General features: G+C 48.8%; 17 protein-coding genes and 2 pseudogenes. 4 read left to right on the top strand and 15 right to left on the bottom strand.

Annotated elements, in window-relative coordinates:
- Positions 1–7: 7 nt before the first annotated feature.
- Positions 8–931, top strand: a complete 924-nt coding sequence (locus KXD89_RS11535) for a LysR substrate-binding domain-containing protein (RefSeq protein ID WP_000414567.1) — start codon at positions 8–10, stop codon at positions 929–931.
- A 37-nt stretch (positions 932–968) separates the two neighbouring features.
- On the opposite strand, the gene trg is transcribed toward KXD89_RS11535, so the two are convergent.
- Positions 969–2,609: a methyl-accepting chemotaxis protein Trg gene (trg, locus tag KXD89_RS11540; protein WP_001098559.1), complete on the bottom strand. Its 1,641-nt coding sequence runs from the start codon at positions 2,607–2,609 to the stop codon at positions 969–971.
- 398 nt (positions 2,610–3,007) lie between these two features.
- On the opposite strand from trg, the gene hokB reads away from it, so the two are divergent.
- Positions 3,008–3,157, top strand: coding sequence for a type I toxin-antitoxin system toxin HokB (gene hokB, locus KXD89_RS11545; protein ID WP_001320773.1), 150 nt, complete (start codon positions 3,008–3,010; stop codon positions 3,155–3,157).
- Here the strand turns inward: hokB and yncP are convergent.
- From yncP to cybB, 3 genes are all read right to left on the bottom strand, one after another.
- Positions 3,135–3,203 (bottom strand): protein YncP, encoded by a 69-nt coding sequence (gene yncP / locus KXD89_RS11550; RefSeq protein ID WP_211180495.1) that lies wholly within the window; start codon positions 3,201–3,203, stop codon positions 3,135–3,137. The genes hokB and yncP overlap by 23 nt on opposite strands.
- Before the next feature lie 25 nt (positions 3,204–3,228).
- Entirely contained in the window at positions 3,229–3,402 is a 174-nt protein-coding gene (locus tag KXD89_RS11555; RefSeq protein ID WP_000731833.1) for a periplasmic protein, read from the bottom strand.
- 244 nt (positions 3,403–3,646) lie between these two features.
- Positions 3,647–4,177 (bottom strand): cytochrome b561, encoded by a 531-nt coding sequence (gene cybB / locus KXD89_RS11560; protein WP_000428998.1) that lies wholly within the window; start codon positions 4,175–4,177, stop codon positions 3,647–3,649.
- Positions 4,178–4,365: 188 nt separating this feature from the next.
- On the opposite strand from cybB, the pseudogene gap reads away from it, so the two are divergent.
- Positions 4,366–5,366: pseudogene (gene gap / locus KXD89_RS11565) on the top strand (type I glyceraldehyde-3-phosphate dehydrogenase).
- A gap of 41 nt (positions 5,367–5,407) precedes the next feature.
- On the opposite strand, the gene aldA reads toward gap, so the two are convergent.
- The 3 genes from aldA to hrpA all read right to left on the bottom strand — a co-directional run bounded on the left by aldA (position 5,408) and on the right by hrpA (position 12,018).
- Entirely contained in the window at positions 5,408–6,847 is a 1,440-nt protein-coding gene (gene aldA, locus KXD89_RS11570) for an aldehyde dehydrogenase (RefSeq protein WP_000115943.1), read from the bottom strand.
- 196 nt (positions 6,848–7,043) lie between these two features.
- On the bottom strand, positions 7,044–7,844 hold the full coding sequence (gene ydcF / locus KXD89_RS11575; protein WP_072647373.1) for a DUF218 domain-containing protein YdcF: 801 nt from the start codon (positions 7,842–7,844) through the stop codon (positions 7,044–7,046).
- A gap of 271 nt (positions 7,845–8,115) precedes the next feature.
- On the bottom strand, positions 8,116–12,018 hold the full coding sequence (hrpA, locus tag KXD89_RS11580) for an ATP-dependent RNA helicase HrpA (RefSeq protein WP_000139543.1): 3,903 nt from the start codon (positions 12,016–12,018) through the stop codon (positions 8,116–8,118).
- 200 nt (positions 12,019–12,218) lie between these two features.
- Between hrpA and azoR the strand changes: the two genes are divergently transcribed.
- A complete protein-coding gene (azoR, locus tag KXD89_RS11585) occupies positions 12,219–12,824 on the top strand; it encodes an FMN-dependent NADH-azoreductase (protein ID WP_000048950.1) in 606 nt (201 codons plus the stop codon).
- A 53-nt stretch (positions 12,825–12,877) separates the two neighbouring features.
- On the opposite strand, the gene KXD89_RS11590 is transcribed toward azoR, so the two are convergent.
- From KXD89_RS11590 to KXD89_RS11625, 8 genes and pseudogenes are all read right to left on the bottom strand, one after another.
- A complete protein-coding gene (locus tag KXD89_RS11590) occupies positions 12,878–14,194 on the bottom strand; it encodes a phosphatase PAP2/dual specificity phosphatase family protein (protein WP_000627368.1) in 1,317 nt (438 codons plus the stop codon).
- On the bottom strand, positions 14,184–15,941 hold the full coding sequence (locus KXD89_RS11595; RefSeq protein WP_000431845.1) for a bifunctional alpha/beta hydrolase/class I SAM-dependent methyltransferase: 1,758 nt from the start codon (positions 15,939–15,941) through the stop codon (positions 14,184–14,186). Before KXD89_RS11595 ends, KXD89_RS11590 begins: the two co-directional genes overlap by 11 nt.
- A 15-nt stretch (positions 15,942–15,956) precedes the next feature.
- Positions 15,957–16,853 carry a phosphatidate cytidylyltransferase gene (locus KXD89_RS11600; protein WP_000890941.1) on the bottom strand — a complete coding sequence of 299 codons (897 nt, stop codon included), beginning with the start codon at positions 16,851–16,853 and terminating at the stop codon, positions 15,957–15,959.
- Positions 16,853–17,458, bottom strand: coding sequence for a CDP-alcohol phosphatidyltransferase family protein (locus KXD89_RS11605; protein ID WP_000177515.1), 606 nt, complete (start codon positions 17,456–17,458; stop codon positions 16,853–16,855). Before KXD89_RS11605 ends, KXD89_RS11600 begins: the two co-directional genes overlap by 1 nt.
- Before the next feature lie 170 nt (positions 17,459–17,628).
- Positions 17,629–19,935 (bottom strand): DUF2773 domain-containing bactofilin, encoded by a 2,307-nt coding sequence (locus tag KXD89_RS11610; protein WP_000910026.1) that lies wholly within the window; start codon positions 19,933–19,935, stop codon positions 17,629–17,631.
- Positions 19,936–19,997: 62 nt separating this feature from the next.
- Positions 19,998–20,858 carry a pyridoxine 4-dehydrogenase gene (pdxI, locus tag KXD89_RS11615; RefSeq protein WP_000097801.1) on the bottom strand — a complete coding sequence of 287 codons (861 nt, stop codon included), beginning with the start codon at positions 20,856–20,858 and terminating at the stop codon, positions 19,998–20,000.
- A 207-nt stretch (positions 20,859–21,065) separates the two neighbouring features.
- A pseudogene (locus tag KXD89_RS11620) lies at positions 21,066–24,563 on the bottom strand (autotransporter domain-containing protein); the annotation flags it as partial.
- A 6-nt stretch (positions 24,564–24,569) separates the two neighbouring features.
- Positions 24,570–25,721, bottom strand: coding sequence for an IS30-like element IS30 family transposase (locus KXD89_RS11625; RefSeq protein WP_001254932.1), 1,152 nt, complete (start codon positions 25,719–25,721; stop codon positions 24,570–24,572).
- Between the last annotated feature and the right edge of the window lie 134 nt (positions 25,722–25,855).

The following is a 25,855-nucleotide window of genomic DNA, read 5'->3' on the forward strand; positions in this document are numbered from 1 at the left end:
ATCGCTTATGGAAAAAAATAGTCTGTTTAGTCAGCGCATCCGTTTGCGCCACCTTCATACATTCGTAGCTGTCGCACAACAAGGAACTTTGGGGCGCGCGGCTGAAACCCTTAATTTGAGTCAACCTGCGCTCTCTAAGACATTGAATGAACTGGAGCAGCTGACTGGCGCTCGCTTGTTTGAGCGTGGTCGTCAGGGGGCGCAACTTACCTTACCCGGCGAACAATTTTTAACGCATGCAGTCAGAGTTCTTGACGCCATCAACACTGCCGGACGGTCGCTTCATCGTAAAGAAGGTCTTAATAATGATGTCGTCAGGGTTGGTGCACTACCTACTGCGGCACTGGGGATATTACCTTCGGTTATAGGTCAGTTTCATCAGCAACAAAAAGAGACGACCTTGCAAGTTGCGACAATGAGTAACCCTATGATTCTGGCGGGTTTAAAAACCGGGGAAATCGATATCGGCATTGGTCGGATGTCAGATCCTGAACTGATGACCGGGCTTAATTACGAACTGCTGTTTCTTGAATCGTTGAAGCTGGTTGTCCGCCCTAATCACCCGCTACTTCAGGAGAACGTAACGCTAAGCCGGGTGCTGGAATGGCCGGTCGTTGTATCACCAGAAGGCACTGCGCCACGCCAGCATTCAGATGCATTAGTGCAGAGCCAGGGCTGTAAAATTCCTTCGGGTTGTATCGAAACGCTGTCTGCTTCGCTATCTCGTCAACTTACGGTTGAATACGATTACGTGTGGTTTGTCCCTTCTGGCGCTGTAAAAGACGACCTGCGTCATGCCACGCTGGTGGCCCTGCCTGTTCCGGGACATGGTGCAGGCGAACCGATTGGAATACTGACCCGCGTAGATGCGACGTTCTCTTCTGGTTGCCAGTTGATGATTAACGCTATTCGAAAATCAATGCCGTTCTGAAAGGTGAAGGGATCTGTCGATCCCTCCTTGAACATTTTCACACCGTAGCGAAACTAACTGGTTCACCCGCTCCGCGAGGTTCTGCCGACACAGAATGTTTGTGCAGACGGAATACATCCACCGCCTCAGTTAATCGTGCCGCCTGTTCTTCAAGGGACACCGCCGCCGCTGAGGCCTCTTCTACCAGAGAAGCATTCTGTTGCGTCACCTTATCCATTTCAGAAATCGCCTGGCTAACCTGCGTTATGCCTCTACTTTGTTCATCCGAGGCGGCGGCGATTTCCTGCATGATATGTGTGACACTCGCGACGGCATCAACAATAGTGCTCATGGTTTTCCCGGCCGTTGCCACCTCATCCGACCCCAGGTCAATTAACCTGACTGATTCACTGATCAAGCCTTCAATCTCTTTCGCCGCCTGAGCGCTGCGACTTGCGAGTGTCCGTACTTCGCTGGCGACAACGGCAAATCCACGCCCTTGCTCACCCGCTCGCGCGGCTTCAACGGCAGCATTCAGTGCCAGAATATTCGTCTGGAAAGCAATACTGTTGATGACGGCGGTGATCTCAGAAATTTTCTTCGAACTCGTGGAGATAGCGCCCATCGTTTTTACTACACCGGAAACCGTCTGCCCGCCATCGCTGGCTTTAATAGAAGCCTCTTGCGCCAGTTTGCTGGCATGATGCGCGTTATCCGCATTCTGTTTCACCGTCGCAGTGAGTTGCTCCATGCTGGCGGCAGTTTGTTCGATAGCCGCCGCTTGTTCTTCGGTGCGAGATGACAGGTCCGCATTGCCAGCTGAAATTTCGCTGGTGCCACGATAAATCTCTTCCGCGCCCTGTCGAACAGTCCCTACTGTCATCCCCAGTGAATGCTGCATTTGCTGTAAATGACGACTTAAGCGACCGATTTCATTACGACCCGCCGGTTCATCATTCATCGTCAGATCGCCACTGGCGATTTTTTCAATCCGTTGTGCGGCATGTTGCAGTGGACGAATGACGATCCGACGTAGCACCATAAATGTTATCAGCGTCATGACCAGGGCAAGCACAAACGCGCCAATCATGAACATCCCACCCAGGCGGGTGCGCTGATGGGCCAGTTCCGCCAGTTGGTTGGCTCTGGTGCTACGTATCTTAACGGCTTTGTTCAAAATATCGGTATAAGCATTATCCAGCGGTCGGATCTGCTCACTTTCATGATTGATAATCGCTTCAAACATGCCATTTTTGGCATATTTCAACATAGGTTGCATACCCGTGATATAAGCCTGAAAGCGTTGATTTAATTCAGTGTCGAGGGCTTCATCAGCAGGTGTTTTCACCGGTCGATTCTGATAAGCACGATAACCTTGCTGCGACTGTTTAATCTCCGATTCGGCTTGCGCAATATTTCGCTTCATTGCTTCCATTTCCGCAATACGACTCGCAGCCCCGGCCTGAATCATATTGATCCGGGCTGAACGCAAAAAATCTGAACTGTTCGCTAACCCGGTCCGAATCTCAATCTCCGCAGTAACATCACGCTGATCGCGATCGGCCTGCCAGAGGAAATAGCCAGCCAGGGCTGAACTTAATGCGAATAGAACTAAGATACCGCCTAGAATGCAGGCAAATAACGGAACCAACCTGATGTGATGCAAAAAACCTAATCGCTGTGAGGGAGTTGTATTCATTACCGTTGTCTCTCGTCCAGGTTTACTCCTGATAGAAAGTCATCGGCACTTGACGGTAATTACTTATGACCAAAAACCTCTTTGCGTCACATTTTTACAACAATTATTGCATAGAAAATTAATGCTATTGGAATGAAGAGAGTAACGAATGGCTAAACTGGCTAACCCGAATGACGAAAAATTCTGGAAAACAGCACGCAATTTCGTGAAGTGATTATTTTCGTCCCTAAGGAAACCTCATAGGATGCCTGCGGGTGCCTGAGACTTTCTGTTTTCAGGCTAACCGGGAATCAGAAAGACGAAGGCCCCGACCGATATTTCTATCAACCGAGGCCAACGAATGAACCTAGCAATTCAGATCTTAGCCTCTTACCCGCCATCCGGCAAGGAGAAAGGCTATGAAGCACAACCCTCTGGTGGTGTGTCTGCTCATTATCTGCATTACGATTCTGACATTCACACTCCTGACCCGACAAACGCTCTACGAACTGCGGTTCCGGGACGGTGATAAGGAGGTTGCTGCGCTCATGGCCTGCACGTCCAGGTAAGGGCAAGCGCGGGGATTTTCCCCGCGCATTTGACTAGCAGATTCATTTTCTCATGGCACCCCTTTTACACTTCAGTTAGTGCATGTTTTTTTCGATGCACTAATAGAACCATCATTACAGACAAATTTGCCGCCTGCCGTACAGTGTGAGATCCCCCCTTTCGAACCAGAACAGGGTTTGCGCCCGGCATCGGCATAAAAGGAAACAAGCGTTCCCATAAACAAAATAAGTGCCAGTTTTTTCATATAACCTCCATGGTTTATCGAATCTTATGTTCGATTTGAACGTTATACGCTGGTTTATTTTGATACCGTTGATGAGATCAAAGATCGGGTGAATTGATTAAAAATAAGCCAGATGGACGTATGGGCAAGGATTATGGTTTTATTTATCATACAAATAAATATAATAGGCGCTTCCGATGTAGACCCGTATTCTTCGCCTGTACCACGGGTCGGTTTTAGTACAGGCGTTTTCTTTAAATATCCTTCAGGAACGTTTACGCGGCATCATGCGTAGAAGTGTGTTGTCCTTCCAGAAATAGTGGTGTGCCAGTGCAGCCGCAGCGTGCAACCCGATGACAAAATATCCCAGATTCGCCAGCGTTTCATGCCACGACTTTAAGCTATCTACCCGTTCGAAATTGGCCTCTGAAGCGTAAGGCATCGTCAAACCAAACGCAAACCACGGGTTGCCCCGGTTATACATCATCACCAAACCAATCACTGGCAGCGCAATAAACAGGAGATAAATCACCAAATGTCCCAAATGCGCCAGTCCCGTCATCATCGGTTTTGGCTTAGGTATAATCGGCGGGGTTGGGTATTTCAGCCTTAACAAAAGACGAACGACCATCAGCACGAGAATTGAGATGCCACAGGAAACATGAATCATGTTGATGAGTGGCCGATCGCTACGTGGGAAGAAACCACGAAACTCCATTGCGCAATACGCTGCGATAACCAGTAAAAAGACCAGCCAGTGAATGCTGATTTGTAACCTTGAATATTTATTTTCCATAACATTTCCTGCTTTAACATAATTTTCCGTTAACATAACGGGCTTTTCTCAAAATTTCATTAAATATTGTTCACCCGTTTTCAGTACGTTACGTTTCACTGTGAGAATGGAGATTGCCCATCCCGCCATCCTGGTCTAAGCTTGGAAAGGATCAATTTTCATCCGAACGTTCCTGACAGGAGAAAACCATGAGTAAAGTTGGTATTAACGGTTTTGGTCGTATCGGTCGACTGGTGTTGGGTCGATTACTTGAAGTCAAAAGCAACATAGACGTTGTCGCTATTAATGATCTCACTTCCCCATAAATTCTCGCCTACCTGCTGAAACATGATTCAAACTACGGACCATTCCCCTGGAGCGTTGATTTTACGGAAGATTCACTTATCGTTGATGGGAAAAGTATCGCGGTTTACGCCGAAAAAGAGGCTAAAAATATTCCGTGGAAAGCGAAAGGTGCAGAAATCATTGTCGAATGTACTGGCTTTTATACCTCCGCCGAGAAATCGCAGGCGCATCTTGATGCTGGTGCGAAGAAGGTGTTGATTTCCGCCCCTGCCGGTGAAATGAAAACTATCGTTTATAACGTCAATGACGACACTCTGGATGGCAACGACACCATTGTTTCCGTGGCGTCATGCACCACTAACTGTCTTGCGCCGATGGCCAAAGCCTTGCATGACAGTTTCGGGATAGAAGTCGGCACGATGACGACCATTCATGCCTATACTGGCACCCAGTCACTGGTGGATGGCCCGCGTGGTAAAGATTTACGTGCTTCACGCGCAGCGGCAGAAAATATCATTCCCCACACTACGGGGGCGGCAAAAGCCATTGGTCTGGTGATCCCGGAACTGAGCGGCAAACTGAAAGGTCATGCGCAACGCGTGCCGGTGAAAACAGGTTCGGTCACTGAACTGGTATCGATTCTCGGAAAAAAGTGACTGCCGAAGAGGTGAATAACGCACTTAAACAAGCAACCACCAATAACGAGTCATTTGGTTATACCGATGAAGAAATAGTCTCTTCCGATATCATTGGCAGCCATTTCGGTTCGGTGTTTGATGCCACGCAAACGGAAATTACCGCCGTGGGCGATTTACAACTGGTGAAAACGGTCGCCTGGTACGATAACGAATATGGCTTCGTCACACAGCTTATTCGCACCCTCGAAAAATTCGCTAAACTCTGACGCGCACAGGCGGAGGAAAAAACCTCCGCCTCTTTCACTCATTAAGACTGTAAATAAACCACCTGGGTCTGCAGATATTCATGCAAGCCATGTTTACCATCTGCGCCGCCAATACCGGATTTACGCCATCCGGCGTGGAAGCCTTGCATAGCTTCGAAGTTTTCACGGTTGATGTAAGTTTCACCAAACTTCAGCCCTTTAATGGCTTTCATCGCGACGTTCAGATTTTGGGTATAGATTGATGAGGTCAGGCCGTAATCACTGTCATTAGCCATTGAGATAGCATCTTCCAGCGTGTCAAATGCGACAACTGGCAGCACCGGGCCAAAGGTTTCCTCATGCATAATCGACATTTCCTGGCGAACATCCAGCAGCAATGTCGGCGGATAATAATATCCTTTCCCCTCTACCGCTTTGCCACCGAACGCCACTCTCGCCCCTTCTTCTACTGCGCGCGCCACTTTTTGCTCGACCCTTTCCAGCGCCGCGGCGTTAATCAACGGCCCCATCGCAATGTCGTTGCGTTCAGCGGGGTTACCAAATTGAACCGCCTGCATCGCTTCACCCAGCCGATTGACGAACTGATCATAAATGCCTTTCTGTACATAAACACGTTCTGCACAGTTACACACTTGCCCACTATTAATGACGCGTGAATCAACGATGGCTTTGACTGCCAGTTCAAGATCGGCATCGTCCATTACGATAGCTGGTGCTTTACCCCCCAATTCCAGACACACTTTGGTGATGTTTTTCGCCGCAGTCGCCATGATCTTCTCACCTGCAGAGACGCTGCCTGTCATACTGACCATTGCGACCTTTGGGTTACCCGCCAGTTCTTGCCCAACGGTTTCACCACGCCCCAGTACAAGGTTAAACACGCCGCGCGGAAGGCCTATTTCATCGACGATTTTGGCGAATGCAATCGCATTGTTTGGCGTAAATTCACTAGGTTTAATGACGATGGTATTACCGGTCAAAAGAGCGGGAGCCATTTTGCGGGCAATGAGGAAGAACGGGAAGTTCCACGGCAGAATGCCGGTAGTCACACCAAGCGCACGTTTAAACAAAAGAATATTTTCTCCTGGACGATCGCTTTGAATAATCTCGCCCTCGTAACGCCGTGCCCACTCCGCCATGTAATCGATATAGTCGGCAGTAAAAGCCACTTCGACTTCAGCCAGCTGCTGGATCTTGCCCCCTTCTTCAACAATCAGCGCACTGATTTCACTGGCGCGTTCGCGGATCCCGGCGGAGATTTTGCGCAACCAACTGGCGCGTTCAATAGCAGGCAACGCTTCCCATTCTGGTTGTGCACGTTCTGCTGCATCGATTGCCTTACGGGCATCCTCGGCCTGACCATCGGGTATGCGGGAAATGACAGCCTCTGTAGCAGGGTTTACCACATCAATCCATGCGTCTCCACGCCAGGTAACAAACTGTCCATCGATATACATAGGATGTTGAACGGGTACTGACATGGGCGACTCCTGTGATTTATATGTTTGTTTTCGGTGAATACATTGTTAATTAACATCAATCATCAGAGAGACGGAATCGTGAAAGGACAATTCTGTGAAGGGCTTCATAAAAACAAGTGTAAAAGGAATAAAAGGCAGAAATAAAAGTCAGGAGTCATGCCCGTTTGCAAACAAGTGGTTCACAAACGGGCAATTTTTAACGTAACGAGCGACTTTTCATCGCCTCGATGAGCACCGCATCATGTTTCAGCGTTTGCCATGCATGGATGACTTCTGCCGGAAAATCAACGTGAACGATAAAATCTCGCCCGCGGGGACCGTAGCCATCGCTATCATCGCGTAAACGCGGCAGCTCGCCAGTGAGTAGTGAGAGATAACGCTCAACTGGCCATAATCCTTGTAACTGATTAATAAAGATTACACTGTCTGCGTTATTTCCTAACTGAGGAACGAATCCGGGATAACTTAACCAGCGTGGTGCATCGGGATTGTCCCCAGTCATACGGCGGAACGTCGCCATCGTGCGCCGCTGCATGGTGGGGTCCTGAACAACGATAGCCGTATGAACTCGTTCTACGGCCTGATTCAATAGCGCGATGCTAAAGCGTGCGTTTTCACCGCAGTTTGTTGACTGGTCTTCAATCCAGATTTTTTCATGCGGAATGTGCCAGAACTGATGAGCGATATCCGCCAGGATGGTCGCTTCTGCTCTGCCAGTGGTGCGGATAGTGTTGTAGTGCGGATGCTGTGCGATGGCGCTATACAAAAAAGTTGTCGAGTGACCGATACCACCACTAATCAGTAAAGGAATTTGCTGATCGCGGGCAATCTTACATGCCGCATCGATAGTCGGCATAACCGCATTGCCTGCAAGGATCACGCAATCGGCCTGATACGGCACCTCACCGGAGAAATCATCCTGCGCCAGCCACTGTCCGATAACATTTATGGCATCTATAGTTGCCGGCGAAAGCGTCGGAAACGGGGTAATGTTCATGGTTCCTCCTTATCGTTCCCTTAAGAATACTGCGTGAGATAATAGTGAGAAGCGGAGCACTCTGAAAGGAGGAAATCGTATGTCCTTAACCGCCACTCCGCAAGCCTGACATATCTTTTAAGGAAATGCTGTAGATAAACATTATTCATCTTGCAGCAGAGAATTGTATTTTTCTGAATTCCTGAATTTTTACCCTTACCGTTTTAGAATTAATAAAAAACCCGGCGCTAAATGCTTACCGGGTTTTTTCTTTATCAGGCAAATAGCAGGGTTAACCGCTAATCTGCTCCATCGCCTGCAAAATACGCTTATCTGAAATCGGATAAGGCGTACCAAGTTGTTGAGCGAAGTAACTAACGCGCAACTCTTCTATCATCCAACGGATCTCTTTCACGTCTTCATCCTCACGACGTGCGGGCGGCAGTTTGTTGATCCATTGCTGCCACGCCTGCTGGACGTTTTCGACTTTCAGCATCTGCGCACGGTCGCGATGTGGATCAACCGCCAGTTTTTCCAGCCGTTTTTCAATCGCCTGCAAATATCGCAGCGTGTCGCCCAGCCGTTTGAAGCCGTTACCAGTGACAAAACCGCGATATACCAACCCGCCCATCTGCGCTTTAATGTCAGAAAGCCCCAGCGCCATGGTCATATCCACCCGCCCTTTCAGACGTTTGTTGATATTGAACACTGCCGTAAGGATTTGCTCGACCTGCTTCGCAATATCCACCACCGTGTCGTTCAGTTCGGCACGCACTTTTTCATGCAGCGCAGCAAAGCCTTCTTCCGTCCAGACCGGGCCACCATTGGCGTCGATCAATTTATCCACACCGCAGGAGATACAGTCGTCGATCAGCTCCAGCACTTTGCCATACGGGTTAAAGTACAGTCCCAGCTTGGCTTTGTTCGGTAACTTTTCATGTAAATATTTGATTGGCGATGGAATATTCAGCAGCAGTAGACGGCGAAGACCGTTCCACATTGCCTGCTTTTGCTCCAGCGGGTTATCAAACAGTTTGATCGCCACACTGTCGCGCTCATCCACCAGCGCCGGCCACGCCTTCACTTTGTAGTTGCCACGCTTCTGTTCGTAGCTTTCCGGCAGCTGACCAAAACTCCAGATATGTAAGCCGCTCTGCTCGATACCGTCATCCGCCACCGCAGATAGCGTTTCCTGCACTTTGCCTTTCAGCGCATCTTTCAGATCTTGTAGCGAGCGCCCTTCTTTTAGCTTCTTGTTTTTGTCATCCACCACGCGGAAGGTAATTTTCAGGTGATCGGGCACCTGATCCCAGTGCCAGTCTTCGCGGTCAACGGTAACGCCGGTCATCCGCCGTAACTCGCGCTCAAGGCTGTCGAGCAACGGTAACTCCAGCGGTTTGACGCGGCCTAAAAACGCTTCGGCATAGTTTGGCGCGGGTACAAAATTACGGCGTACCGGTTTCGGCAACGATTTAATCAGAGCAATCACCAGTTCGCGGCGCAGACCGGGGATCTGCCATTCAAACCCGCTTTCCTCAACCTGGTTAAGTAACGGCAGCGGAATATGTACGGTCACACCGTCAGCATCCGCGCCGGGCTCAAACTGATAGCTCAAACGCAGCTTGAGATTGCCCTGATGCCAGAAGTTCGGGTAATCCAGCTTGCTGATTTTTTCTGCGCCCTCTTTGATCAACATGCTTTTTTCAAAGTTGAGCAAATCAGGCGTTTCGCGGCTGACTTTTTTCCACCAGCTGTCGAAGTGGCGAGCGGAGATTACATCGTGGCTGATGCGCTGGTCGTAGAACTCAAACAACGTTTCGTCATCAACCAGAATATCGCGGCGACGTGATTTGTGTTCCAGCTCTTCTACTTCCGCCCGTAGTTTCAGGTTTTCACGGAAGAATGCGTGACGCGTCTGCCAGTCACCTTCCACCAGCGCGTGGCGAATAAAGAGTTCACGACATAACGCCGGATCGATCTGGCTGTAGTTGACCTTGCGCGCGGCAACAATCGGCAAACCATAAACAGTGACTTTTTCCGTTGCCATCACCGCGCCCTGCGCCCGTTCCCAGTGCGGTTCGCTGTAGGTGCGTTTAATCAAATGCTGAGCAACTGGCTCCACCCATTCCGGGTCGATACGCGCAGCAATGCGCCCCCACAGGCGGCTGGTTTCTACCAGTTCCGCCACCATTACCCATTTAGGCGGTTTTTTGAATAAACCAGAACCGGGGAAGATGGAGAAACGCGCGTTACGTGCGCCGGTATATTCTTGTTTATCGGCATCTTTCATGCCGATATGGGAAAGTAAACCGGTCAGCAACGCAATGTGAATTTCGCGATACTCCGCCGGTTCGCTGTTAACCGGAATGCCAAGTTCTTTCACCACCTGACGCAACTGGGTGTAGATATCCTGCCATTCGCGCACGCGCAGATAGTTGAGATAATCGGTACGACACAGGCGACGGAAGGCGTTGGAAGAAAGCGCCTTTTGCTGCTCGCCAAGATAATTCCACAGATTCACAAACGCGAGAAAGTCAGACTCTTTGTCGTGGAAGCGACGATGTTTTTCGTCCGATGCCTGCTGTTTGTCCATCGGACGTTCGCGCGGATCCTGAATGGAGAGCGCGGACGTGATAATCATCGCCTCACGCACGCAGCCATGTTTTTGCGCTTCCAGCACCATACGCGCCAGACGTGGGTCGACAGGCAACTGCGAGAGCTGGCGACCGAGCGGCGTCAGTTTATAGGCGCTGGCCTGTTCATCAGTGGTGATCGCGCCCAGCTCTTCGAGCAGACGCACGCCATCCTGGATATTGCGTTTATCCGGTGCTTCGACAAACGGGAACGCAGCGATATCGCCCAGCCCCAGCGCGGTCATCTGCAAAATAACCGAGGCCAGGTTGGTACGCAGAATCTCCGGATCGGTAAACTCCGGGCGCGAGAGGAAATCGTCTTCGGAATAGAGACGAATACAGATCCCTTCGGACACACGACCACAGCGGCCTTTACGCTGATTGGCAGACGCCTGGGAAATCGGCTCAATCGGCAAACGCTGCACTTTGGTGCGATAGCTGTAGCGGCTGATACGCGCTGTACCGGGGTCGATAACGTATTTAATCCCCGGTACGGTCAGCGACGTTTCCGCGACGTTGGTCGCCAGCACAATGCGCCGTCCGCTGTGCGACTGGAATACCCTATTTTGTTCGCTGTTCGAAAGCCGCGCATAAAGCGGCAAGATTTCGGTATGGCGTAAGTTCAGCTTGTTCAGCGCATCGGCGGTATCGCGGATTTCCCGCTCGCCGCTCATAAAGATCAGAATGTCGCCATGGCTTTCCTGACTCAGTTCGTCTACGGCGTCAAAAATCGCCTGCAACTGATCGCGCTCGGTGTCATCGGCTTCTTCAACAATCGGGCGATAGCGCACTTCCACCGGATAGGTCCGACCGGAGACTTCAATAATCGGCGCATTATTAAAGTGGCGCGAAAAGCGTTCCGGGTCGATAGTCGCGGAAGTGATAATGATTTTTAGGTCAGGACGCCGCGGCAGCAACTCTTTCAAATAGCCGAGCAAAAAATCGATATTCAGGCTGCGTTCGTGCGCTTCGTCAATAATGATAGTGTCGTACTGCATCAGCAGGCGGTCTTGCTGGATCTCCGCCAGCAGGATACCGTCGGTCATCAGCTTGACCATCGTGTTATCACTTACGTGATCGCTGAAACGCACTTTGTAACCGATGCAACCGCCCGGCTCCGTTTTCAGCTCTTCCGCAATACGGTTCGCCACTGTTCTTGCCGCCAGACGACGCGGCTGGGTATGGCCGATCAGTCCTTTAATCCCGCGCCCCAGCTCCATACAGATTTTCGGTAACTGAGTCGTTTTACCAGAACCCGTTTCCCCGGCGACGATCACCACCTGGTGATCACGAATCGCTTCGAGAATGTCCTGTTTTTTCTGACTAACCGGTAAATTGTCAGGATAAGTAATTTCCGGTCGTGCCGCTTCACGCAGCAGGACTTTCCCTGCCGCCTGGTCAATCTCTTTCGCCATCTCCTGGAAAATGGCCTGTTGTGCATCAGGATTTTTAACCTTCTTCACGCCGTGCAGACGGCGAGAAAAACGCAGTCTGTCACGCAGCATCAGCGAATCCAGCCGCTGCTGCAAGGCCGTAAAGGTCAATTTTTGTTGTTCTGTCATAACGTTAGTGGGCAGTAGTCTGCCTGATTAATTTTCTTTTAAATGATAGATATAGAGTACCACATCGCGGCTTTCTATGCGTTGTTCAATAAATTCGAACATAGGCTTCGATTTATTGCGCTATCTCTGTGGCAGGATTGTGAATAAAGTGTCAACAAGCAACGGGGCATCGCCCATTCAAACATCTATAAGGAAACACCATGAGCAAGGTATTAGTTCTTAAATCCAGCATCCTGGCAGGGTACTCTCAGTCTAATCAGTTGTCCGATTATTTTGTTGAACAATGGCGCGAAAAGCACTCCGCTGATGAAATCACCGTTCGCGACCTGGCTGCAAATCCGATTCCGGTACTGGATGGCGAACTGGTTGGCGCTCTGCGTCCGAGCGATGCGCCGCTGACTCCGCGTCAGCAGGAAGCTCTGGCACTTTCCGATGAGTTGATTGCCGAGCTGAAAGCCCACGACGTTATCGTTATTGCGGCACCGATGTATAACTTCAACATCTCGACTCAGTTGAAAAACTATTTTGACCTGGTTGCCCGCGCAGGCGTTACTTTCCGCTATACCGAGAACGGTCCGGAAGGTCTGGTAACGGGTAAAAAAGCCATCGTTATTACCAGCCGCGGCGGGATCCACAAAGATGGACCAACGGACCTGGTGACGCCGTATCTGTCCACGTTCCTCGGCTTTATCGGCATTACCGATGTGAAATTTGTCTTCGCCGAAGGGATCGCATACGGTCCGGAAATGGCAGCGAAAGCACAGTCTGACGCAAAAGCAGCCATCGACAGCATTGTTTCTGCATAACCGGACACGGTCTTGATGTGGACTGTAGATATTCAGTCCACATCTCAATCCACTTACCTGTTTTCCCATAATCTCAGCATCGCTTTGTGCTCGTCTGTCAGCACAATCTGCGGGCGTCTGGCTCGAATATAGCTAATCGCTTCATTAACGGTTTTACAGTGTCCGTAACATAACAACCATGCCGCCACCACCAGCGCACTGCGCGATAATCCCAATGCACAATGGACCAGAACGCTGCCTTGCTCTTCGCGTAATGTTTCCAGCATCGCCACGGCCTGTCGGAGCTCCCCCTCTTCCGGAACCACCAGATCCAGCATCGGTACACAAAAATAGAGTCGATCTTTTGTGGCTCGTCCGCGAGGGAATTCAAAGGTGACGTCCAGAACCGCATTCTGTGCCGGAATATGTCGTGGAAACGCCCCTAAATAAACACCAGCAGTCATTTTGCTCACCGGCTCCAGGCGACGACAAAACCAACGCATAGACAGCCACATCCCGATGCGGCAGGGCAATGTCAGCCAGTAAACGGCGGGCGGTAGTTTCCCCTGACTATCTTTCCCTGTTGTTATCGCGCCAAGCCCACCGTACCCACGGCCAATTATGAGTAGCGATAATACTGGCCAACATAACCAGACTGACCACCATAACTGAATCATCATCATTAGCTCCATCAATACAATGCACGAGCCCGCGCCTACGACATAGGGCAGTGCTATTTTGATTCGACGTTGATCAGGTTTCTGATAATTCCAACGACGGTCGACGGGCACCATCCAGTCAATCAACATACCTACCGCCAGCCCTGTGATGACATCAATAAAATGATGCTGCCAGGTCGTCAGCGTCGAAATGGCGATGAGTAAAAACCATCCGCCGCAGACTTTACGCCACCTCTCAGCCAGATGCTGACGAAAGTGACGCCAAAGTAGCCAGCAGAGAATAATATGCAGCGAAGGAGACTGGTTATAAGGCAGATCAAACAGTTCAAGTTGCGAAAATAGCCATCCCGTCACCCCACTCACTTCAGGACGGATAAAACTAAACTTCAGCGGATAGAGCAAAAAACCGCAGCAGGCCATTACCGTTGCCAGAATAAGCCGGTGGACAAGTCGGCGCTGTTCGAATGTCGTGCTACAAACGAACAGCGAAAATCCATATAAAAGATCCAGACTCCAGTAAGGAACAATAGTCCAGGGAAGAAAAGGGATCGCCGTTTCCCAACCGAATACCTGACTGGGGATATCATGGCTGTTAAGGTCCTGAACCGCGGTGAACTGATTAAGAGATCCATAGGTGAAGAAGAAAAACGGGGCCAGCAACAATAACCAGCCAGCGCCTTGTAGCAATACGTTCCGACGTTCAGTTATCACGACGCACCGCCATCGAAACCGTAAAAATACCCCACTCATCAATCCGTTGTGTGCATTTATCAAATCCGGCATCACGCACGAGTGAATCCATCTCCCCTTGCGAACGCACGCGCATTACCCACGGTTTACCATCTTTATGACTGGTTAACACCCCGGCAATCATCTCCAGTTGAGGGTGCCACGGCTGCCCGGTGTAGATGAGAATGCCGCCCGGTTCGATGGCATTGGCAAGACCTGCGAGTGAGTTTTTTACCTGCTCATTTTCGGGAAAAAGCTCATACAGGCCAGAGACAATCGCCAGCGTAGGCCGCGGAGTTAACGCGCTGAGTTCCTCCGGGTTAAACGCATCGCCCTGTTCAAAACGCACCCGCCCAGACATTCCCCGTTGAGCAATCATCTCTTGCCCCTGTGCAACATTTAACTCGCTGTAATCACGTAACAAAATATCGCTTACGGCAGGCTCGTTTGCCAGCGCATCCAGTACATAGCGCCCATGCCCTGCGGCAATGTCAACCACGCGGACGGCTAAACCTTTGGCGTGGAGATCGGCAACGGCTTGTTTAATCAGTATTTGTAAATGGGTTTTGCGCTGGCGAATACCGCGCCAGCCAACACTGTTCAGGTAGATTTTGTCGACTAAACGCCCGAATGCGTTACTACCTTGCGGTTGATTTTGATAGACATAATCCAGCGAACTGCCTGAATCAAAGCCGGTGCTCATTCCGAGATGCAGGCCCGAAGAGTGCGTCCCGAACAATTTCATCGCCTTTCGCATAAAGCGATACGCTAAATCAACCGGCGATAATGGCACGGGTCCACCAGAAAGTAGCCGCCATCGATCCGCTGATGGTCCTGTGCAGTCTTCATGCTGATAATCAAATTTTTGCGATTTGTTAGCATATAAACGACTAATAAAGCTTTGCATTTTTTCAAATGCCAGCGCCCTGTTCTCTTCACCCAACGTGTCGTGATAAAAGCCTGGCAGCAGATGCAGCTCTTTCAGAGGGCTACGTAATCTCTGATAAAAATCAATCTGCGGTTGGCGATGCACCACATAGTCATCGCCTGATATCAGAAGTTGCGTGGGGAGCGTAATCGCCGCCGCATCTCTAATAATACGTTCAGACGTTTTGTAGAGATCGAGCAAGATATTAACGGCAATCGCCCGTGTGATCAGCGGATCATTATTGAAACTCGCCCCCCGTTGCCGATCGTGGGTCAAATAGCGTCCTTTCACATAGGAATTAATAAAAAACAGACCACGCAGACGATGCCATAACGCCAGCGCAGGACGTGCCAGCGGCACATACAATTTAACCTTAAAGGCCGGAGAAGCCAGCACCAGCCCGCGAATTGCAGGTGCATAATCATGAATCCATGTGGCAACCAGCACTGCGCCGACGCTTTGCGCGATCACTACCACCTCTTCCAGTCCAACCTGGCTGTCGCTGGCAGCAAAACGGACAAATTCATCGACATCCCGCACTGAACGCGCAAGAGATGGGCTATAACCACGCGGCCCCGAACTTTTTCCATGCCCTCGGGCATCCCAGGCATAAAAAGCAGTATCTGGCATCGCCAGTTCATCAACGAGATGTTGTAGACGACCAGAATGTTCATGCCCGCGATGAAATAAGACGATGACCTTTTTCGCCCCGGGCTGTAAAGCGGGCCAGTGCCGATAAAACAACGCTGTATTATCACTGGTGGTAAAAAAATGTTCCCCAGGGATGCGTGAATTTTCCATTTTCTCTATTTTCCTTCAGTAACAGCAGTAGCGTATAAAATAAAAAAATACCGGAGCGGTGAAAATTAATGAGTCAATCCTGTCAAGGAGTCCGCCATGTCCTGGCAATAGTTTTCCGCTATCTTTAACACCAATATCTCGTTTGATGGCTGACATCACGACATCGCCGCAAAAACCACTAATACCAATTAACAAACCCGCTAATAATGCCTGTAATGTATTTAGCGGTGTCAGTAACGGTCCGATAATCAGTGACGCAATCATGATGGTGATGACGCCGCCCATCAGACCTTCCAATGTTTTTCCCGGGCTGACTTTAGGGACCACTTTTCTTCTGCCGCAGGATTTTCCCCATAAATACTGTGCAATATCGTTTGACTCGGTTAATGCCAAAAGAAATAACACCAGTAACGCCCCGCCCTGGATATTTGTGGTTGGCAACATTAATAACCAGGCGGCATGACTCAAGGCGAAAACGGTCATTATCCAGCCCCAAAAAATGGCGCTCACGGTATGCAGAAAACCAGAGGGGTCACCCACTAAAACTTGCCCGGTGGCTAATATCAGAAACCCAGCCAAAGGTATAAATAACAGAAACAGCTCAAAGCAATTAAAACCGATAAGCAAATAGTTAAGAGGAATACCCCAATATAACCAACGCGGAAAATGTACAGATATAAGCGTACAATATTCTTTCAATGCCAGAAAACTTATCAGCGCAAAAAACGTCAACGTCATCCAGCGTGGACCTGAAATCACCATTGAAAAACAAATGACGATGCCCCACCAGGTACGAATACGTAATGTAACCTCACCCCCTTTTCTCTCCGGTAACCGCCATAGCAGAAAACGGTTTATCAGCGTTGCTAAAATTAACAACGCGAAAAGTGTTGCCAGAGATTTTTCCAGCATTATATTTCAGCGCTCATAAGAAGCACACTCCGACAACGATTAATCGCAGTCCAGAGAAGCAGAATTGAAGCAATGCTCCATAAAAGATTATTCCACTGCATCCACTGTGGATAAATGGCAACGGCCAGACCCCACAGACCAAATATTAACGCGCGATCGCTTTTGCCAAATGGACCGGCATAACTGCGAACACCGTTAATCGTCTGCGCGAGTAAACCGCAAAACTCGGTCAATATGGTGCAAAATAACATGAGTATCACGAGTGATGCGTTACTTTCCGGTAAAAATAAAAATGGTAAATAGAGCGCAATATCGGAAATAACATCGCCAGTCTCATTCAAAATCGCCCCCAGACGTGTTTGCTGGTTGCACTCACGCGCCAACATGCCATCCAGCGCATTGAGCGCCATACGGATAAAAAGCACGATGGGCAATAGCAAAAAGAGGATGGGTTGTGCCGCCAACATCAACAGCAATCCGGTAAGAAGAGAAAGCGCCAGTGCAGCAAGAGTGATGTGATTCGCTGTAACGTGGTGCTTATAAAGCCAAAACATCGTCGGCCTTAACAGCGACTGAAAGAGCGGTTTTATCTGGTAGAGCGTCATTATCAATCCTTGATAATTCGGTTTGCGCTATGGTGCATCAATTCCCCTGACGGAGATATCGCAACACGCCGTTTCATTAAAAATTCAGAATATATCAAGGTATTGGGGACTCACTGTCAGGAATGATTATCCCCAATTAATCAGATAGTTAAAAAACATTACGTTGTGGATCAATACAACTCATCAAGTTTTCTCATCGCTTGTTCCCGTATTGCGCGCGTCTTACCGTTAAGCGCCAGCTGGCGGACTAAATCCAGTTCAGGGTTAACAAGCTCTAACGCCAGCAAAGGATCACGTTTCAGCCTCGCCTTTAATACATCAACTGGAAAACGGGGATTATTCATCGCCACAATCCACCACTCGGGATCAATTTCTGCCGCCAGTACTGCAGGCGGTGTGTGGCGGTTGTTAAGTGCGCCGAACTTGAAAAATGTGAGATTGCTTTTCGCCAGTGTACTCCACCATATACGATCCGGTTGTTTTGCCAGTACATCCAGTTGTGCTAACGCATCGGGGTCTAGTGCATAATAAACACGTAACGCTTCGTCAACCTGCGCACGGGAACTGTTTTCCTGCCTCAGAAAAAACTTCGCCCAAATATCATTGCGTGGCGTGTTTTGCTGTAATTCCTTGAGAACAACAGCGGGTAAATTATCCCAACTAATTAATGCACTCTCTAAAAAGTCCCAGTCGTCCGAACGTATCAGGGCGGTGGCATTTAATAGCATCTGGTCATCAACTTCGCCGTGGCTAATCAGCTCAGACAAAATCATATCAGCGCTGGTTTCATATGCATCTGAATCTGCTTTCGGATTATTTTTCCGATGCGATAAAGCACGTTGCCAAATTTTTTGTTTCATCGACGTGCTCAGATACTGATTTTTCGCCAGATTACTCCACCCTTCAGGATCGTTGAAACGTGTCAATAACCGTTGTAAAGCAGCGTCAGAGTGAATTACCTGCATATCCCGACAGCAAAAGTAGGCCGGGGATTTTTTCTCCATCCTTTTAACAAAATTAAACTGTAAGTTATCTGGCAATGCTAAAAATAACACACGTATTAGATCATCGTCATTCTCGAATTTTTGGTATAAATAGCCTGCAACTTTGTCACTCTCTTGTGGCGTCATCCGCAACAATTGACCATGGTGTTTCATCTCTGCCAGCTTGAACGCTAAGCTTGTGACAACATTGTTTGATGAATCGTTCGCCAACTGCATTGCCTGATTGTAGGTGAGTTGTCCTCCAGCACCGACCTGACGAATAGAGGAATCATCACTGCGGATATAGCCATCAATAATGGATTCAGGCAATAACCACGCATCTTTATAAAGCTCCTGAATGATCATATCCCAATCTCTTTTCGCCAGAGTCATGACGATATCCAGAGGGAGATTTTCACGTAGCGCAAGATTCAACGGACCGACACCATCAGGTAGACGACTCATTCGCGTCATTATTTCGACAGAGAGCGGTTCACGGTCGAGCAACCCCAGAACAACAGGCTGGTAACCCAATTGCTGATCGGTCAACTCCAGAATCTCATTGTCAGGCATATATCTCGCCATACTTTCAATCGTTTGTTCATCATTGCTATTAATAAGTTGTTTGCGTAGGTTAGCTGAAATTCCTTTAAGCCTTGGGAGAGTTCGCATTACGGCAAGATCAAATGTCGCAATGTCTCGTCCTTCAAATGCAGCAACTTTGCCTTCATCCAGCATTTGCAATTCTTGCACTAACTCAGGAGAAGGCTTAGGGCGAAACAGCGCTTCTTTTTTCATCTGATTACAGACATTCCCTGCCATGCGAATATTGCTTCGCTTAAAAATTTCTTTCAGAGCATCTTCATCATTAATTAGCCCCCAATAATATGCATCAGGATTTATTATCATCAGCGCTTTTTTGACATTTTCAGTGTCATGTTTGTCACTCGCACGGACCATGAATTCACTATTTGTCGAAGACGCAACAACAGGTGCAATTATGTCATTGATAAATATCCCACGCGCATTAATACTCCCCTTAATCGTAGACGGATTATCGTAATATGAGTCGATAAATACCAGTCCACTTGCATTTATCGAACCGGTAATTAACAGTGGTGAATCCGCAACTATATTCGTTGCCGTCACGTTACCGAGAATAACCCATGGATTAGAAAGAGAGAAAGTGGAAATATTACCTTTGACTGTCAAATTCCCAAGAACAATCAATTTTTGATTACTCTCTATATTACCTTCTACCACTAAATCGCCACGATGCACTTTCCAGTTCGATGCAGATAAACCGAAGGGGACAAGATTCACGCTACTGTTGATAGCTTGTTCAACTTGTTGTTTATCTTCAGCGGTAGCCGCAGAAAAAAATGATTCAATATCAACTGCATTTGCAACACATCGAAGTTCCGCCTGTACTGGTAGACTCAGCATAAACAGGGGCAGTAAACGTATCCAGCCGCAATTCCTGGCCTTCAACATATGCACTCCATGCCATTAAAAAAGAAAAAAAGGGAAATGCATCTTTCCCTTTTGTATATTCGTTATTCTCGCGAAATACCATCCAACGTAGACAACACTTCCTCAGAAAGATGCAATTTTTCAGCAGCCATATTCTCCCGTAAATGCGCAACCGAAGACGTCCCTGGGATCAGCAAAATATTCGGTGAACGCTGTAACAGCCACGCCAGCGCCACCTGCATTGGTGTTGCACCCAGGCTCGCAGCAACATCGGAAAGTGTGGACGATTGCAGCGGTGTAAAGCCCCCGAGCGGGAAGAACGGCACGTAGGCAATGCCATCGTGGGCCAAAGCATCAATCATTGCATCATCAGCACGGTGCGCGATGTTGTATTCGTTTTGCACACAGACAATTTCGGCAATCTTGCGCGCCTCTGCAACCTGCGTCGGTGTGACGTTGCTCAGGCCAATATGTTTTACCAGGCCTTGTTGTTGCATCTCTGCCAGCACGGTCAGGCTGGCCTCAATCGATCCTTCCGCTGGGCCATGACCATCCCCCATCATAACGCGCAGGTTAACCACATCCAGCACGTCCAGCCCGAGATTACGTAGATTATCGTGCACCGCTTTTTGCAGCTCTGCCGGAGAAAATGCGGGCAACCAGGATGCGTCCTCTCCACGCCGCGCACCAATTTTAGTGACAATTGTCAGGTCGTCAGAGTAAGGATAAAGCGCTTCGCGGATAATCTGATTGGTGACGTGCGGACCATAAAAGTCGCTGGTATCAATATGATTGACGCCCAATGCCAGCGCCTCACGCAGCACGGTTATAGCGACGTGGCGATCTCGTGGGGGGCCAAAAACTCCAGGACCTGCCAGTTGCATCGCGCCATAACCAAGACGGTTAACGGATTTTGTACCGAGAGTAAATGTATTGCTGCTCATCGCACCCTGCCCTGTAATAAAACGGATTAAGAAAAATCAGTATAGAAACGAAAAGAGATAAATAATGCGAAGGTGTAAACAAGATTACTGGATGAGTTGCTCTATTGTCCTGAAAGACACAAAACAAAACGCGTCACGTACCACATCCGGCAATAAAAAAACCGCAACCTGTATCAGCGTTGCGGTTTAGGGATCACATGCTAAAAATTAGAACGTTTTCTTGAAGTTCAGCATCACGCCTTTATCGCTGATGCCATCCTCTTTCCAGTTGTACGCATCCAGATTCAGCGAACTTTCTTTGCTGCTGTACTTCACGCCGACGCTTGTCAGGCTATTGATGCCGCCGCCCTTCTGACCGTCATCGACGTTAAAGTGCTGACTGCCTGCGCCTGCCAGGCTTGCCGTACGCTGGCTCTTCGCGTAGCTCAGGTTCGGCCCGCCTTCCAGCGTAGCGCTAGCGCTCCAGCCGTCTTTACCTGCGTAGTCCAGTTTCAGCCCGACGATGCTGTCCACCGCCGTTTCGCTGCCACTGTTCATATTCAGGTTAAAGTCTCCGGCATTGCGCTCCTGATAGCCACCTTCCAGTGTGTGACGCAGTTTTACACCCGCATATGGCGTAACCTTCAGTCCTTCGCTCGGTTCGAAAGTCTTCGCCCCTTCGCTGCGGAACTCCAGGTACTGCTGTTTCACGTCGGTATCAGCCGTTTTGTTCGTGTTGCCAAATGCAATCGAGCGGCTGCTGTCAAGGTTGTGAACGTCGTAACGCAAGGCGTTATTCCAGTTCATGCCGTTATCGAACGACATCTGATGTTTCAGGCCAAAAAACTGGCTATAACCGCCTGTAACGCCATTATCACCCGCTTTCTGCGCACCATCACCATCGAGACGAGCGATACCGTACTCCAGACTCATCGTCTGGCTTTCGCTCAGGTCGATAGTTTTACGCAATGCCAGCATGTCGTATTCGGTATTATTACCTAACTCGGCACGCGGATCGCCTTTCGCGACAACGTTGAACGCCAGACCGTTACCCACTTTCGGCGCGGCATCTGCCAGCATACTAAAGCGGTTGCTTAACACGCGCGCTTCGCGGAATACCGTGGTCGCCTGGCTACCGCTGACCTGTTTCAGAGCACTGTTCAGTTCAGCAGTCGTGCCGACGTTCAGGCTGGTAAACAGTTCGTTGTTGGTGTAACCCGCATCCAGTGCTTTCGCGATGTCATTCACCGAGGCATCTGTTGCCACATCGGTGTAGGCATTTTTGCTCATGGTGACGTCAACGTTACCGCTGGCATCGGTGCTGCCTTTGGCAGTCCATACCACGGACGTTGAGGTGATGGCGTCAGCGTCGGTCAGGTTGCTACCTTCCACTACGTTATCAAAACTCACAGTGGTGTCTGCCGTACCAGCGGTAAAGCCCGTGTTAATCTCCACGCCGTTCATGCTGGCATTGTTAACCTTCAGCTTCCCGGCGCTGCCGTTAACGTTGGTACCGACGACATAGCCGTTGAGGTTGTTCATGCTGCCACCAGCCTCATCACTTCCCGACGTTACACTAACCGTATTGGGCTTCGGCACATCCGGCAACGTATAGTCGCCATAATGCACTTCGCTGCTATTACCGTTGTTACCGTTCATACCTTCAACATTGATGCTGTCGCCCTGCTTGATCAGTCCAGAACCCGTAACCCCATCGGCAATCACCACCGTGCCGTTGTTAACCACATGACCTACTGTACCCAGTACGCTAAATGCAAACGAGTCATTGGCGAAGATATTGATGGTGCCGTTGTTTTCGATTACCGCATCCGCCGTGGCGTTGGCATCGAGTTGCATACCGATCATACCCGTGTCAGTAGTGCCTGCGGTACCGAGGTTGATGGTGCCATTGTTAACCAGCTGCGCGTTCTTATCACCTTCCATAGCCACAGCACCGGTGCCGCTGATGTTCATGATGCCGTCATTCTGGGCAATAAAGTTGCTGTGGGTGACTTTCACGGCACTGGCGCTGTCGTGATCGAAGTTGATGACCCCGTTATCCTGGTTCCAGAAGAAGGCATTCTGATCGCCGGCATTATTAGCGCTGACTACCAGTGACTTCGCAGAAACATCAATCGTTCCGTCATTGATAAAACGACCATTTCCGCCCCACATATTAACGGCTCCGTTGTGGGAAGAATTACTGATGTTCATGTGACCGGTATTATAAAGCGTACCGGACTGGTTGATGTGCACAGCATTCTTGTCGTTATCAAGAATAAACTCGCCGCGGTTATTGAAAGCTGAATTATTATTAACTTCCAGCATCCCGGTGTTGTTACCCTCACTACTACTTCCGAGGTTCCAGGTTCCTTCGTTATTTGCCACTGCAGTACCTGTCAGCGCAGCACCTCTCATAATCGCCCCGTCAGTTTGATTATTAAAGACCCCGCCAGCCGACATCATCCGCCCTGTTACACTGCCACTATTATTGAATACCCCCGCGTTCTGCACGATTTTATTGATGGTTCCGGTGTTGTTCACTAACGAACTATCAGCACCAGCATTCATGGTAATTTGCGCAGTCATTTCTCCGGCATTATTGAGGATTACACCGCTAACATCGACGTTATTCGTCATCACCCCGGCATTTTTAATGACGGCACCCTTGTCAAGTTTTACTAAGTTATTGATGATGCCACCGCTGGTATTTTCCAGAAGACCGCTTGATACCGTAATTTGATCACCGGAAAGCGTTCCGCTATTAACAACATTCCCAGCCAGCTTATCAGTCACAGCAGCAGATTTATTTAGCGTTACAGTTTCTCCGCTTCGTGTAATCGTATCGCCACCGGTATAGATCAGTGAGGTGAAATCATCTGTATTATTGTACTCATTCCCCGATTGGCACACGCCGAAAGTGCAGATTGTACCATAGTTAACAATTGTTCCTGTGCCATCGTTATAAAACGCCTGACCAGTACCAACATTGATATTGATAACACCCGTCTGGTCGTTGATAGCAGTACCATGCTCATAAACAGCCATCCCTACCAGAGTATTTGCTGCCAGACTATCGTCATAATTACCATTTTTTTCGAGGTTAATCGTCCCCTGGTTAATAACTGTATTGCTGGCGCCATAGGCCGCCATACCTGCGCCGGCGTTATAAATAGTTATAACACCGCCCAATTGGTTAATTGCTGTTGCATTTTTCCCTGCACCACTATAACTATCAGTACCAACTCCCACACCTGTACCGAAGTCAATGGCGCTGTTGCTAGCTATATCTCGCATTGCGGTAGTGTCATTTGCATCTACCCACATAGAATCCAGTGTAATTTTACCCTGATTTTCTGCTGTTGAATCTGCTATAGCAAGCATGCCGACACTACCACGACCATACAAATCAATGATGCCGCTGTCAGTATTGATAATTGTGCTATTCGATTGAGCGACTAACCCTGTTATGCTACTGACATCGTTATTAAAAATAAATGAATTCGATGTGCCCGTTGAATACTTGTTAAATACGCTATGTTGTTCCGTCACTTTACCTGTGATCGTACCTGCATTAGTGGCGCTCCCTCCGTTAGTAGCCAGTAAAACAATGGGAGACGGTGCCGGATCTTTACCATTTTGTAATAACGAGATCGTGCCACTATTTATACCTGTTGTATTTTCACCAGTAACAAAAGCAAAACCTAAATTCTGAATTTCAACAGTGTAGATTCAATCTGTCAATGCAACACCCCTTTCAATTATCTCTTTCGGTGTTTTGAACTTCAGTGTCTTTCTCGGTCTGTTGTTTAGCTGAGCAGCAACCAGATCTAGTTCATGTTGAGTATATTGGGCAAGACATGTCTTTTTAGGAAAGTACTGCCGAATTAGCCCATTTGTGTTCTCATTTGTTCCCCGCTGCCAAGGACTCTGAGGATCGCAGAAGTAAACTTTAACGCCGGTGCTGACAGTAAATTCTAGATGTCTGGCCAGTTCCATTCCTCTGTCCCATGTCAGTGATTTTCTGAGTTCTGACGGTAAACTCAGGAATTTGTCGGTAAGAGCCTGATTTACTGAGACAGAATCTTTGCCCCTGAGTCTAAGGATGATCGTATAACGTGATTTTCGGTCTACAAGTGTGGCTATATGAGAGTTTTTTGTACCTGAGACTAAATCGCCCTCCCAATGCCCTAGAGAGCGTCTGTTATCGATATTTCGGGAACGTTCGTGAATTGGTGTTCCGTTCACTATGTTAATCGTACCTCTTTCGCCTTTGCGGGTATGACGCCTGCCATGGCGAAGGCTATGCGACCGTCGCAGATGCTGTATATTCAGGTGGTGTAGCGCTTCACGGCTACGAAAGTACAGCGTTTTATAAATTGTCTCAGGTGATATTCGCAGCGTTTTTTGACGTGGTTTTGTTCGCCTTAACCATCCTGATATTTGCTCTGGAGACCATTTCATCTCCAGCTTTTCCAGAACAAGCTTTCGCAATGGTAAATTTTGATCCAGTAAGCACGGTTTTGGCCTTTTCGCCATTCTGTTGGCTCGGTTATTAGCATCAACAGCTTTGTAATAGCGTCTGCCCCGATTACGCTGAACTTCACGTGAGATCGTCGAAGGACTGCGATTCAGCGCAGTAGCTATCGCACGAATGCTCATTTTGGCTGACAAACCAGCTCGTATCTCCTCGCGCTCAGACAGTGTCAGGTGAGCTACAGCCCGCTTACGCTCATGGGGTTTTATGCCGCCAGTATCCCTTAACATAGTGAAGATCGTTCCGGGTTTTGAACCCAGGATATTCGCTATTTCACTGAAGCCTGTTCCGTTCTTCCATAGTTCAAAAACAGAGGCTTTTTCCTCTGCTGTAAATGTTCGTCTCATTCAAAAAACCTCCGCAACCCCATGTTTTCACATAACTGTTGCGTTGACCAATTGAATCTACAAGTACCTTTATTAACAATTTTCGCACCGGAATCAGCATAAGTAAGTTCTGGGGTTTAGACTGGCCCCCTGAA

The sequence above is a fragment of the Escherichia sp. TC-EC600-tetX4 genome (genome assembly GCF_019356055.1).
GTDB lineage: Bacteria > Pseudomonadota > Gammaproteobacteria > Enterobacterales > Enterobacteriaceae.

Excerpts from the sequence above, each read along its gene's own strand:
- KXD89_RS11595 (WP_000431845.1), bottom strand. The coding sequence starts at position 15,941 with ATGGAAAATTCACGCATCCCTGGGGAACATTTTTTTACCACCAGTGAT.
- KXD89_RS11610 (WP_000910026.1), bottom strand. The coding sequence starts at position 19,935 with ATGTTGAAGGCCAGGAATTGCGGCTGGATACGTTTACTGCCCCTGTTT.
- KXD89_RS11625 (WP_001254932.1), bottom strand. The coding sequence starts at position 25,721 with ATGAGACGAACATTTACAGCAGAGGAAAAAGCCTCTGTTTTTGAACTA.
- KXD89_RS11535 (WP_000414567.1), top strand. The coding sequence starts at position 8 with ATGGAAAAAAATAGTCTGTTTAGTCAGCGCATCCGTTTGCGCCACCTT.
- cybB (WP_000428998.1), bottom strand. The coding sequence starts at position 4,177 with ATGGAAAATAAATATTCAAGGTTACAAATCAGCATTCACTGGCTGGTC.
- trg (WP_001098559.1), bottom strand. The coding sequence starts at position 2,609 with ATGAATACAACTCCCTCACAGCGATTAGGTTTTTTGCATCACATCAGG.
- KXD89_RS11555 (WP_000731833.1), bottom strand. The coding sequence starts at position 3,402 with ATGAAAAAACTGGCACTTATTTTGTTTATGGGAACGCTTGTTTCCTTT.
- hrpA (WP_000139543.1), bottom strand. The coding sequence starts at position 12,018 with ATGACAGAACAACAAAAATTGACCTTTACGGCCTTGCAGCAGCGGCTG.
- KXD89_RS11605 (WP_000177515.1), bottom strand. The coding sequence starts at position 17,458 with ATGACGCTCTACCAGATAAAACCGCTCTTTCAGTCGCTGTTAAGGCCG.
- KXD89_RS11600 (WP_000890941.1), bottom strand. The coding sequence starts at position 16,853 with ATGCTGGAAAAATCTCTGGCAACACTTTTCGCGTTGTTAATTTTAGCA.
- hokB (WP_001320773.1), top strand. The coding sequence starts at position 3,008 with ATGAAGCACAACCCTCTGGTGGTGTGTCTGCTCATTATCTGCATTACG.
- azoR (WP_000048950.1), top strand. The coding sequence starts at position 12,219 with ATGAGCAAGGTATTAGTTCTTAAATCCAGCATCCTGGCAGGGTACTCT.
- pdxI (WP_000097801.1), bottom strand. The coding sequence starts at position 20,858 with ATGAGCAGCAATACATTTACTCTCGGTACAAAATCCGTTAACCGTCTT.
- aldA (WP_000115943.1), bottom strand. The coding sequence starts at position 6,847 with ATGTCAGTACCCGTTCAACATCCTATGTATATCGATGGACAGTTTGTT.
- ydcF (WP_072647373.1), bottom strand. The coding sequence starts at position 7,844 with ATGAACATTACCCCGTTTCCGACGCTTTCGCCGGCAACTATAGATGCC.